Origin of the sequence: Chryseobacterium carnipullorum (assembly GCF_003815695.1) — a bacterium.
Classification (GTDB): domain Bacteria; phylum Bacteroidota; class Bacteroidia; order Flavobacteriales; family Weeksellaceae; genus Chryseobacterium; species Chryseobacterium carnipullorum.
Genome location: NZ_CP033920.1, coordinates 1,848,447 through 1,861,689, shown reverse-complemented (window position 1 = coordinate 1,861,689; position 13,243 = coordinate 1,848,447). Strand labels below are relative to the sequence as shown.

Below are 13,243 nucleotides of genomic sequence, written 5' to 3'. Positions count from 1 at the left end.
ATGTTTAAAATTATAACCCCACTTCTACTCCGAAAATAAATGAGCGTGACTGTGGATATCTTCCGGTGTCCACTCCGTAGGTATCCATTCCAACTTCAGGATCAAAACCGGTATATTTTGTAATGGTAAACAGGTTGTTGGTGGTCACATAAATCCTCAGCCTGTTCACATTGATCCTGCTGTAAATGTCTTTCGGTAATGAATAGCCAATGGTCAGGTTTTTAAGTCTGAGATAAGATCCGTCCTCAACGTAGAAATCTGATACTTTAGAATAATTCCCACTTGGATCACCATGGACAAGTCTTGGAATATTGGTATTGGTATTCTGCGGAGTCCAGGCGTTCAGGATATCCCGGTCCATATTATAATTCTGCCCGGTTCCGCCAGGGTTCAATGAAACAAACTTCATCCCGTTGAAGATCTTATTCCCGTAAACTCCCTGGAAGAATACATTCAGGTCGAAATTTTTCCAGGTCATATTATAAGAAAGTCCGTAAGAAAATTTAGGATAGGGGTTTCCGAGATTTACAAAATCATTGTTATTGAGCACTCCTACATTTCCATCTTTTTTGAGGAATTTAATATCTCCGGGTTTTGCATTGGGCTGGATCAGATTTCCATTGGTATCTTTATAATTGTTGATCTCTTCCTGTGACTGGAAAATACCATCAGTCTTATACCCATAATAAGAGTACAGGGATTCGCCCACTTTGATACGGGTAGGTTTCAATACTCCTCTTACTCCGTTACTGTTGATGAAAATCTCATCCACATCCGCCAGTTTTTTCACCGTATTTTTTAGTTGACTAAAGGTAACGCCCACAGAATAAGTAAAATCACCAGTCCTTTTGCCATTGTAATTAATTCCCAATTCATACCCTTTATCCTGGAATAATCCTGCATTGATGTATTGATTATTGTAGGTTGCCGTACTTGGTAAGCTCACGTTAAAGATCTGGTCTCTGGAATTTTTCACGAAATAATCGAACTGTAAGGAAAGACTGTTATTCAGGAAAGAGGCATCCGCCCCAAAGTTGGTCTGCTCGGATTTTCCCCATTTCAGATCCGGATTCGGACGTGTGGTCGCATAGTAGGCAATATTCTGGGAAGGATCCTGGCCAAAGATAATATTGTTATCCCTTATCATTAAAGGATTAACAGCCTGCGGAGAAATCCCTCCAAGGTTTCCTAAAATACCATAACTTCCTCTCAGTTTAAAGGTCGAAAGCCATGAAATATTCTGCATAAAGTTTTCTTTAGATACTACCCAGGCTCCGGAAAGTGCATAATAATTAGCAAACCTGTTCTGTTTTGCTACCAACGAAGATCCGTCTCTTCTGCCTAATAAGCTGATCACATATTTACCTGCATAATCATAGTTTACTCTAGCCAGGTATGAGATCAAAGCCTGCTGGTATTTGTAACTGGAAACGTCTTTATTGGTATCTGCTGCATTCTGAAGATGCTGGAAAACCTCAGCTTCACTTCTGAAATCATAGGCTTTGGCCAAAAATCCTTCATCAATCGTTTTCTGGAAAGTGAATCCTCCCAGGAAATCAAAATTATGCTGCCCAAAATTCGTTTTATAAGTAAGAAGCTGTTCTGCCAAAGAAGTTGACGAGTTATTCGACTGGTATTCTAGATTATTGGTGTCAAAAATTTTCCCGACTTCCAGAACTCTGTAAGTGAAATTTTTAATCGTTCCTATTTTGAAGGTCTGGGAAAAATTGGATCTGAATTTTAAATTTTTAGCCAAACTGATTTCCGCGTAAGGGTTGATGAGAATCTCATGAGTAGGATTTCTGATACTGATTCTTTGAAGATAAGCAACAGGATTGATCATATCTCCGTACCCCCCTGCCACATCAATTGGTAATCCGGAAAAAGCTCCGGAAGATGTATAGGCAGGAACATTAGGCGGATAATACATCGCAGCGATCAATGCTCCCGTGTAACCACTTTTCGTATCTGCTGTATTTCCGTCCGAATAATTATAATACATATTTTCCCCGATCGTCAGCCAGTCTTTTACTTTATGTTCAGAATTGACTCTGAAATTATATCGTTTCGCCTGGGTATTGAGTAGAATTCCTTCTAAATTTCTATGGTTCATTCCCACAAAAAATCTGGATTTTTCACTTCCTCCACTTACATTGACGTTATATTCCTGTAGGGTTCCCGTTCGGAAAATTTCTTTCATCCAGTCTGTTCTTGTCACTCTGCCATCGGGATACTTTTCAGGATTGAAAGCAATGGGAAGACTGTTTAACTTCCCTGCATTGTCATAAGCTTTGTACATGACGTCCTGGAATTCTGCTGCGTTCAGAGATTCTTTGATTCTCCAGGCATTATTCACCCCATATTTCACGTCAAAGTCTACAGTCAGATTCCCTTTTTTTCCTCTTTTGGTCGTAATAAGAATTACCCCTCCTGAAGATCTGGCCCCGTAAATGGCAGCGGAAGCATCTTTAAGCACAGAGATATCCTGAATATCATTAGGGTTAATGGATGGCGTGCCATTAAAAACAACTCCATCTACAACATACAGTGGTGTCTCTCCATTAATCCCCCCCAAACCGCGGATATTCACTTTTGGTGCACCATTGGGATCTCCCCCTTCATTAATCACTGTTACTCCGGGCGCTTTTCCCTGAAGAACTTCTCCTACTCCGGATAAAGATCTGGAAGTAAGTTTGTCCAGTGAAGCTTCAGAAACTGCGCCGGATACTTTGCTTTTCTTTTGTGTTCCATATCCTACCACCACAACTTCTTCTATGGATTTTTCCTTTAAGCTGTCCTGTTTTTGAGATAGAACCAAAGGTGAGACCGATAGAGCACCGATCAATAAAACCCTTCCTGTCAAATAACCCACAGAAACCGGGATTTTAGATACATTCATTTCATCCTTTTTTATTAGGGGCAAAATTAGAACAGGTCTGTCCGAAAATTCATTAAGATTTTCTTATGTTTTTATTAAGAAATATTAGTAGTTTCAAATATCAAGAATTGACAACAAAGCTTCAAATACCTACATATCAATAACATACACTAACTAAACTAATCATTCTATTTGTATTATGAATACAATTGCTGTTAACTTTATTTTAAGTTTAAATTATTCAATTTTCAGAAGTCAAAAGACTGATCTATTTTATACTGTAATAAATAAGAGAGTTCATTTTTCTTTTTTTACATTTGCTGAAAATCCGGTTTACACTGAGACACTTGGTAAAGAGGAGCTCAGCAGCGTCCGGAATACAAATTAAAAAGTCTAAAAAATTATAAACAATTCAATGACTATTATCATCACTGGAACCTCATCAGGAATAGGTTTTGTACTGGCTGAATATTTTGGAAAGAAAGGTCATCACGTATACGGTTTAAGCCGAAAACATACAGAAAGTCAATATTTCAGGTCTATTCCTACGGATGTTACCGATAACACTGCGGTTCTGAATGCCATTGCTGAAGTTTTAAAAACAGAATCGAGGATTGATGTTCTGATCAACAATGCCGGAATGGGAATGGTGGGAGCAGTGGAAGATTCTACCAGGGAAGATATTTTAAAACTGTTCAACCTGAATCTTGTTGGATCTGTTCAGATGATGAGCGCCGTTCTTCCGAAAATGCGTGAAAATAAATTCGGAAAGATCATCAATATTTCAAGTATCGGAAGTGAAATGGGACTTCCGTTCCGTGGCTTTTATTCTGCGTCGAAATCTGCATTAGATAAAGTGACTGAAGCGATGAGGTATGAAGTATACCCATGGAATATTGACGTCTGCTCGCTGCATCTGGGCGATATCAAAACAAATATTGCAGAGAACCGTGTGAAAACACAAGTGTCTGAACCGTACAAAAATGTATTCGATAAGGTGTATGCTTTGATGAACTCACATGTAGGCGACGGAACTGAGCCTCTTGAAGTAGCAACTTATGTTGAAAATCTTTTGAATAAAAATAAATGGAAGGCCCATTATTATTTTGGTAAATTCGGACAAAAGATCGGAGTTCCGTTGAAATGGATTCTTCCACAGGGAACGTATGAGAATTTAATGAAAAAGTATAATAAACTGGACTAAATTCAGTTATTTAAAAAAAATTATTTAATCTGGGTTTGAACCATTAAGATTATTTGGTAAGCTTTGCTTTCTATAGCTTTAATATCTGTTATGGTTTAAATAAATTGAGCATTGAAATTATTTCTAAAAATATTTTTTATCCTGTTCTGCGTTTTTGTACAAGCGCAGAAGAAACAGTATTGGCTCATTGACACGGAAACGAATGTCAGAAAAAAAGTAAAAGATTCTGTTTCTGCGGTGAAATTTCTGGATTCTTTATCTCAAAGCAATTATTTCTTTACGAAGCTGAAGGATGTAAAAATGAAGGGTGACAGTACAGAAATTTTCTACGACAAAGGAAAAAACTTTAACGAAACCTACGTGGAACTTTCTGATTCCATCAGACAGAGACTAAAAATTCAGAAAGACTTTTTTACTAAAAATTTAGATTCAACAAAGAAAAGCATCAACAAACGATATATAGATGACGGCTATTCTTTCAGCCGTCTTAAATCGAAATATAAAGGTCAGAAAAATGGATATCCTGTTATAGAACTGGATATCAACAAAAATGATAAAAGGAAGATTGATGGTTTTGTAGTTAAAGGCTATGAGAGAGTCCCGAAAAGATTTATGAAAAATCTGGAAAAGGAATTCAAGGGAAAGAACTACGACGACAAAAACCTTTTAGCCATCAGTAAAAATTTCCAGAGCCACGCCTTTGTTACGCTGGAACGGCCTCCCCAAACATTATTCACCAAAGACTCCACGAGCATTTACCTGTTTATGGAAAAGAAGAAAACGAATACTTTTGATGGGGTAATTGGTTTCGGGAACGATAAAACGGAAAAATTTACGCTAAACGGAACCCTGAATGTGAATTTCAGGAATATGTTTAATGGTTTTGAAACAGTCAATCTGTACTGGCAGAGAAACCCGGATAAAGGACAGACTTTTGACCTTCAGACAGATATTCCGTATCTGCTTAAATCCAATGTCGGAATGAATCTGAAAGTCAATATTTTCAGACAGGATTCTACGTTTGCCAATGTAAAATTCCTTCCGGCTTTCTACTATCACATCAATAACAGAAATAAAATCGGGCTTAGGGGAACGCTTGAATCTTCCAGTATTATTGATACTTTATATGTTCAGGGAAAAGATTATAATAAAAAAGGACTCGGGATCTGGTTTGAAATGACAGAACCTACAGATATTGATCTTTTTCTTTACAAAACAAGGATCAATGCAGGGTATGACTACCTGACAACGACTTATACTAAAGACAATATCAAAGCGACCCAAAACCAGTTTTACTTTTTTGGGGAACACAATTATCATATTTCCGGTAATCACTTTCTGAATATAAAAGCTGAAGGTGCCATGATGGATTCCAAGGTAGAATTCTCTGCGAATGAATTATACCGGTTCGGGGGTTGGAATTCCATGAGGGGTTTCAATGAGAAATCGCTTGCCGCCGATTTTTATTATTATGCTGGATTAGAATACCGGTACCTGATTGGCAATCAGGCATTTTTTGATTTCTTTGGTCAATATGGTCAGCTCAATAATAAATCTTTAAATGTCAAGCCTAAACTCTACAGTGTCGGGCTCGGATTTAACTTTTTTATCCCGATCGGGCTGATGAGTTTCCAGCTTTCCAATGGTAATGAATTTGGAAATCCTTTTAAATTTAATGACATCAAAATTCACTGGGGAATCCTGAGCAGATTCTAAGGAATCTTATTATTCATTCCTGTTTTTCCACTTCTTCTTCAAAACAATAGATCGTATAATAAAGTCAAATATTAGAATATCTCCTCTTTTTTAGCTTTATGATAATGTTAAATATTGATGTTAAAAAATATTAAAATCGTATTTTTCTTTTAATACCACATTAAAATTCTGGTAACAGTACACCGCTAAATTTGTCCTCAAAAAAAATGAAGAAGACTTTAGCTACTTTTGCTGTTTTTTTACTCCCCTTTTACCTTACTGCCCAAGAAATCAACATTTCCGGAAATGTAAAATCCGAGAATGGCTCCATCGTATCCGGAGTCAGTATTACCGACAAAAATACCGGAAAAACTACTTTAACTGATGAAAGCGGTAATTTTACGATTTCAGCCAATCCAAAAGATATCCTTGAGTTTTATGCACCTGATTTTTCCCTGTACACGGTGGAAGTTTCTTATAAAAGACAATACACTATTGTTTTGACTAAAGCCAATGAAAAACAGATTGAAGGTGTTGTGATCACAGCTTTGGGAATCGCCAAAAAGAAAGAAAAAATAGGATATTCTACCCAGGAAGTGGGAACAAAACAATTTGAAACCATCACTACACCAAGTATTGGAAATTTATTTTCCGGACAAGTTGCCGGTCTGAATGTTTCCAATCCTACAGGAATGCAGCAGGCTCCGCAATTTACCTTAAGAGGAAACTCCAATCTGGTTTTTGTCATTGACGGTGTGATTGTAGAGAAAGAAGTGTTTCAAAATCTGGATCCTAACAATATTGCCAACATCAACGTTTTGAAAGGAGCTACAGCTTCTGCTCTTTATGGTTCACGAGGAAGATACGGAGCGGTTCTGATTACCACAAAAAGTGCTAAAAAGAATGGTTTCTCCGTAGAATTTTCACAAAATACCATGGTGACCACAGGATTTACCAATCTTCCGAAAACCCAAACCGAATACGGGAACGGATCACACGGAAAGTACGAATTCTGGGATGGAGCCGATGGTGGTGTGAACGACGGAGATATGATCTGGGGACCAAAATTTATTCCGGGACTGAAAGTAGCCCAATGGAACAGCCCAATCAGGGATAAATTGACAGGACAGGTCATTCCGTGGTATGGTGCAGTATCAGGAACTCAGTATAATGATAAATCAAGATATGAAAGAGTTCCGATCGACTGGAGATATCATGATAATTTAGATATCTTCCTGAAGCCTGCCGTGATCAATAATAACAGTTTTGCCGTAAGTTATAAAAACAACAAAGATATCTACAGACTTTCCGGAAATTTCATGAACTACGATGACAGAGTTCCTGATTCTTATCTGCAGCGTTATGGCATCAATTTCTCCTCCGAAAATCATTTGGGAGAAAAACTGACGTTTGACACCAAATTTAATTTCACTCAAACCTTTACGCCCAATATTCCCAACTACGACTATAATCCAAGCGGGCATATGTACACCATCCTCATCTGGATGGGTGCAGACGTAGACGGGAGAGATCTTAAAAATCATAAGTGGATTCCAGGAAGAGAAGGAATTGCTCAGGCCAACTGGAATTATGCATGGTATAACAATCCTTGGTTCGGATCTGAATATTATAAGAATAAAAACAGAACCAATGTGATCAACGCACAAACCGGTCTGGAATATAAAGCAACTGAAGATTTCTCTGTAAAAGGTAAGATATCCATGGTTGAAAATCACAACAAGCAGGAAATTTTAAGTCCGTATTCCTATTTCAACTACAGTGCTCCAAGGAGTGGCGGATATCTTCTGAATGATTCCAAAACATGGAACCTGAACTCTGATGTATTAGCAACTTACAAGAAAAAATTCTCTGACAATTTTGACTTCACAATCAACGCAGGAGGATCTGCATTTTATTATAAAAACAATATAGACAACGCATCAACTGACGGGCTGAAAATCCCGGAACTCTATTCATTAGAAAATTCTACAGGCGCTGTAAAATATTATGACTACCTGAAAGAAAAACTAATTTACAGTGCGTATTCAACAATCGATATCGGATTGTATGATGCGTTTTTCATCAATATCTCAGGACGTAATGACTGGTCTTCCACACTTCCGAAAGCCAACAGATCTTATTTCTACCCTTCTGCATCAGTAAGTGCGGTGATCTCTAATTTAGTAAAAATGCCTGAAGCGATTAATCTTTTAAAGCTTTCAGCTTCCTGGGCTAAAGTGGCATATGATTTCAAACCTTATTCGATAAGAAATTATTATATGAACAATAAGGGAGCCACATTCAACGGGAATCCTATGTTCAATTACCCTACGATCCTGAATGTTGAAAACTCATTAAAACCGGAACAAACTAATTCTTATGAATTGGGATTAAGCGCAGGATTGTTTAAGAACAGACTGACATTAGATGTTACGTATTTCAGAACATTAGATTATAATAATATTCTTGAATTTCCGGCAGCTCCATCATCTGGTTTTACGTCTCAATATGTGAACGGAAACGAGTACACGACCAAAGGTTTGGAAATCTCCCTGGGATTGGTTCCTGTAAAAACAGCTGATTTTACATGGAGGTCTTTAATTAACTGGAGCACCTATGAACAAAAACTGACCTCAATCTATGATCATATGCCGAACTATAATAATATCAAGCTTGGTGAAAGAATGGACAGTTTCTATGATTATACGTGGAAGAAATCACCGGATGGAAAAGTGATCCTGGACGCTAAAACAGGAATGCCGACAAGAGCAGATGCCCCAAGTAATCTGGGCCATTTTAATCCGGACTGGACTTTCGGTTTCAACAATACATTTAAATTTAAAAAATTCACTCTGAATATCGGAATAGACGGAAGCATCGGTGGTGTGATGAGATCTCAGGTGGTGGAAAAAATGTGGTGGGGTGGAAAACATCCGAACTCTACAGCCTACAGAGATCTTGAATATGCGAATCCGGGAACGTATTATTTCGTACCGGACGGGGTTAATTACAATGCCACCACAGGAATGTACACTCCGCACACAAAACCGATCAGCTTTCAGGACTGGGCACAGAATTATCCTTATCAGGCAAGGGTAACGGAAGACGAGAGTGAGTTATTTGCGAATGTTTTCGACAGAACATTTGTCAAACTGCGATCTGTTGTGCTGGAATACGACTTCTCTTATCTCCTGAATCCTAAAGGAATGATTAAAAATTTCACGGCCAATATTTCTGCTTATAACCTGGCTATGTGGAAAAAATCCAAAAACCTGTATTCTGATCCTGATTACCAGATCGGCACAAAAGACGTGAACGACATCCAGGACCCTTCCAGCAGATGGATCGGAGTCGGATTTAATCTTAAATTTTAATTAATAAGTATCCTGAACAATGAAAAACAATATCAATAGTATAGCGAAATCGCAGAATAGTATAATAGCAAAACGATTCAGAGGATCCAGTATCATATCAGCTGCTTTTGCAGGACTGCTGATGCTGGCTTCCTGTGAAACCGATCTTGACAAGATCAATGAAAACCCTAATGATCAGGCCAGCGTAGATCCTAAAGTTCTTTTAACTTATGTTTCAAAAAACACATTCCAGGTGAATGGTGACAATATGTATGCTTCCAGAATGATGATAGGAACAGATGGTGAAAACGTTTATCAGTATATGAAATGGAATGATGCCTCTTTCGATGCCTACACTACCGGGCTTTTGAATACGGGAAAAATGATGCAGGAAGCCGAGAAGATCAATAATAAAAATTATGTGGCTATCGGTAAGTTCTACAGAGCGTATTATTTCTTTAATTTAAGTTTAAAATTCGGAAGTATTCCTTATACAGAAGCTGTAAAAGGTGAATCAGGAATTACCCAGCCAAAATACGATAGTCAGGAAACTGTAATGGCCGGAATTTTATCTGAACTGAAAGAAGCCAATGATCTTATTAATACCAATGATAAAATTGAAGGCGATATTATCTATAATGGCGATGCTTCAAAATGGAAAAAGCTGATCAATTCTTTCCGTCTGAAAATTTTAATGACCATGTCTAAAAAAACGACATTGGGAAGCTATAATGTCGCAACGGAATTTGCATCTATTGCAAACAGTCAGACTTTAATGACTTCTATTTCGGATAACGGAGAACTTAAATTCGTTGATGCGGCAGACAGCAGATATACGATGTTCAACAGCAGTGGTTACGGGTCAAGTTTATATATGGCAGATTATTTTATCAATTTGTTTAAGCTGAGACAGGATCCGCGTCTGTTTACTTTTGCAGCACAAACTACAGGAGCCAAAGAAGCGGGAAAACCCTTTACAGATTTCACAGGATACAACGGAGGAGATCCTAATTCTTCTTATTCTGACAATGCGACTCTGATCACTGCAAAAAATATTTCTAAAGTAAATGACCGTTTCTACAAAGATGCAACCAATGAACCTTCTTCCGTATTAAGCTATTCAGAGCTTGAATTTATCCTGGCAGAAGCTGCGGCAAGAGGATGGATCTCAGGATCCGCGAAGACCCATTATGATCATGCGATTAAAGCAAGTTTCACTTTTTACCAGACGTATGTAAAAAATCCGGGACAGTATTTTTCAGGATTTGATGTGAATCAATATCTGGCGTCCCCGCTGGTGATTTACAGTGATTCAGATTTACCAGACGTGCGCTTAGAAAAAATTATGACTCAAAAATATATGACGATGTTTCATCAGAGCCAATGGACGTCTTATTATGATTATCTGAGAACAGGATTCCCTAAATATCCTCTTAAAGATGGAGTTCCAGCCCCGTTCAGATTCAGATATCCCCAGGCTGAGTACAACTATAACAGTACTAACCTAAAAGCCGCACTGGCTGCTCAGTACGGAGGAAATGACAATATCAATTCCAAACCATGGTGGCTTCAGTAGGAAACTAATTATTATATAAAAACAGATAAACCGCAGGAAAATCCAATTAACTTGCGGTTTATTTCTTATTTTGATTGAACATGAACAGAAGAGAATTTTTAGAAAAATCAAGCCTTTTGATGGCCGGACTGGGAACTTCAAGTATTCTTCATCCAGCCATTTTAAAAGCACTGGCAATAGAACCTGCAGCACTTTCCACTTTTTATGACGCAGAACATGTGGTGATCCTGATGCAGGAAAACCGTTCTTTTGATCATGCGTTCGGAGCTTTAAAAGGAGTAAGAGGCTTTTTGGACAAAAGAGCTTTCATCAAACAGGACGGGCATTCGGTTTTCTTTCAAAAAGGTGATTCCGGAAAATATGCCTCGCCTGCCAGATTGGATCTCAGAAATACCAAATCTACCTGGATGAGCTCTTTGCCACATTCATGGTCCGACCAGCAAAAAGCTTTAAATAAAGGAAAATATGATCAGTGGCTTCAGTTTAAAGCTTCCGGAAATAAGGATTATAAAAATATCCCGCTTACTTTAGGTTATTATAACCGCGAAGATCTTCCTTTTTATTATCAGCTGGCGGATGCATTTACAATATTTGATCAGTATTTCTGCTCTTCACTTACGGGAACCACTCCCAACAGACTTTTCCATTGGTCAGGAACCCTCAGGGAGCAGCAAAATGGGAAAGTAAAAGCGAATGTTTATAATGAAAATATTGACTACGATAAAGCAAGACAGGCTCATTGGAAAAGTTTTCCTGAAATTTTAGAGGAACAGAATGTTTCGTGGAGAATTTATCAGAATGAAATCAGCCTTCCGAAAGGAATGTCTGGCGAGCAGGAAGCCTGGCTGAGTAATTTTACGGATAATCCAATTGAATGGTTCTCAAAATTCAATGTCAAATTTTCAAAAGGTTACCATGAAAATATTCCAAAGATCATTGCTTACCTGAAAGAAGAGCTGGCAAAAAAACCTGATCAGAAGAAAAGATTTGAAACATTGATTGCTGAACTTGAAGAAGATCAGATACGATATGCTCCCGAAAATTATGCTCAACTTTCGCAGCAGGAAAAAAATCTCCATGAAAAAGCATTTACGACCAATTCCAATGATCCCGACTACTGGAACCTGGAAATTGGAAAAGATGAAAACGGAGAAAGACTGGTCGTGCCGAAAGGAGATGTGCTGTTTCAGTTCCGGAAAGATGTGGAAGAACAAAAACTTCCGCTGGTTTCGTGGTTGGTGGCTCCTGAACATTTTTCTGACCATCCGGGATCGCCATGGTATGGAGCATGGTATATTTCAGAAGTTCTGAATATCCTGACCAAAGATCCGGAGACCTGGAAAAAAACTATTTTTATTATCAATTACGATGAAAATGATGGGTATTTTGACCATGTTCTTCCATTTGCACCACCAGTTAATCCAAGTCAGCCCGTTGATCTGAACGGTAAAGAAGGCGCGGAATATGTAGATCAATCTCAGGAATATATGTCTGCCCTTCCATTGAAAGATTATGAAAGAATAGAAGGTAGCGTTGGGCTTGGCTACAGAGTTCCGATGATCATTGCATCCCCCTGGACGAAAGGAGGTTTTGTGAATTCTGAAGTCTCTGACCATACTTCCGTACTGCAGTTCCTTGAGAAATTTATACAGAAAAAGTACAAAAAAGACGTTACAGTTGACAATATCAGTGACTGGAGAAGGGCGGTGTGTGGAGATCTGACTTCAGCTTTTAATTCTTCCAGTACGAAGGCTCCGCAAATGAATTATCTTGATCAGAAAGAATATACGAAAACCATTAATGCTGCTAAAAGTAAACCCGTGCCTGATTTGAAATGGTATACTGAAAACGAAATCATGGATAACCTTCTTGAAATTCAGGAAAGGGGAACCAAACCGTCCAATGCTCTTCCGTACCATTTCCATGTCAACCTGGAAAATGGAAAAATTAAAATGAAGAATTTAAAAGAATGCGGTGTTCCTTTGTTACTCTATGACAGAACACAATTGGACAGCAGCAATTATCATTTTTCATATGCCTTGTATTCCAGACAGGAGCTTTCCCATCCCATGAATCCCGGAAAATATGATTATGAAGTTTTCGGGCCTAATGGTTTCTTCCGAAAATTTAGCGGAAGCAATACTCCTGAAATAGAGATCGAGTTCAACAATAATAGTTTAAAAAATGAAGCAGAATTAATCTTCAAAAAAGGAAATGGAAATACTTCCGTGACCATAGAAAATCTGTATGAAAAAAGTAAAAAGACATTTTCAATACATCAAACGGAGGAAAAAATAACGATGGATCTCAGCAAAAACAAAGGTTGGTATGACCTAAAAGTGCTATATGGAGATCATATCTGGCATTTTGCAGGAAGGATAGAAACCGGAAAAGTATCTATTTCAGACCCACACTGGGCGTAGACCAATAAACAGCAGCAGACCAAAGCCTTACACGAAAACGTAAGGCTTTTGTTATGATTACAGGCATATCCTTTTATTGTGATTTTATATAATTTGCATATAAAAATTCATATA

At 38.0% G+C, this 13,243-nt stretch carries 6 protein-coding genes; 5 read left to right on the top strand and 1 reads right to left on the bottom strand.

What is annotated here, in order from left to right; all coding sequences use genetic code 11:
* Positions 1 to 10: 10 nt before the first annotated feature.
* The gene (locus EG346_RS08505; protein WP_123878004.1) at positions 11 to 2,899 is read right to left on the bottom strand and encodes a SusC/RagA family TonB-linked outer membrane protein; all 2,889 of its coding nucleotides are present in this window, start codon (positions 2,897 to 2,899) and stop codon (positions 11 to 13) included.
* A 394-nt stretch (positions 2,900 to 3,293) separates the two neighbouring features.
* Between EG346_RS08505 and EG346_RS08500 the strand changes: the two genes are divergently transcribed.
* The 5 genes from EG346_RS08500 (at position 3,294) to EG346_RS08480 (ending at position 13,129) form a co-directional block, all read left to right on the top strand.
* Entirely contained in the window at positions 3,294 to 4,082 is a 789-nt protein-coding gene (locus EG346_RS08500) for an SDR family oxidoreductase (protein WP_123878002.1), read from the top strand.
* Positions 4,083 to 4,193: 111 nt separating this feature from the next.
* On the top strand, positions 4,194 to 5,798 hold the full coding sequence (locus tag EG346_RS08495; RefSeq protein WP_123878000.1) for a BamA/TamA family outer membrane protein: 1,605 nt from the start codon (positions 4,194 to 4,196) through the stop codon (positions 5,796 to 5,798).
* A gap of 206 nt (positions 5,799 to 6,004) precedes the next feature.
* The gene (locus EG346_RS08490; protein ID WP_123877998.1) at positions 6,005 to 9,151 is read left to right on the top strand and encodes a SusC/RagA family TonB-linked outer membrane protein; all 3,147 of its coding nucleotides are present in this window, start codon (positions 6,005 to 6,007) and stop codon (positions 9,149 to 9,151) included.
* Between the two features lie 19 nt (positions 9,152 to 9,170).
* Positions 9,171 to 10,706, top strand: coding sequence for a SusD/RagB family nutrient-binding outer membrane lipoprotein (locus tag EG346_RS08485; RefSeq protein WP_123877996.1), 1,536 nt, complete (start codon positions 9,171 to 9,173; stop codon positions 10,704 to 10,706).
* Positions 10,707 to 10,786: 80 nt separating this feature from the next.
* Complete coding sequence (locus EG346_RS08480; RefSeq protein WP_123877994.1) at positions 10,787 to 13,129, top strand: phosphocholine-specific phospholipase C; 2,343 nt, start codon at positions 10,787 to 10,789, stop codon at positions 13,127 to 13,129.
* Positions 13,130 to 13,243: the final 114 nt, after the last annotated feature.

Bases quoted from the DNA above. Each gene is read 5' to 3' on its own strand.
- EG346_RS08500 (WP_123878002.1), top strand. From the start codon at position 3,294: ATGACTATTATCATCACTGGAACCTCATCAGGAATAGGTTTTGTACTG.
- EG346_RS08505 (WP_123878004.1), bottom strand. From the start codon at position 2,899: ATGAATGTATCTAAAATCCCGGTTTCTGTGGGTTATTTGACAGGAAGG.
- EG346_RS08485 (WP_123877996.1), top strand. From the start codon at position 9,171: ATGAAAAACAATATCAATAGTATAGCGAAATCGCAGAATAGTATAATA.
- EG346_RS08480 (WP_123877994.1), top strand. From the start codon at position 10,787: ATGAACAGAAGAGAATTTTTAGAAAAATCAAGCCTTTTGATGGCCGGA.
- EG346_RS08490 (WP_123877998.1), top strand. From the start codon at position 6,005: ATGAAGAAGACTTTAGCTACTTTTGCTGTTTTTTTACTCCCCTTTTAC.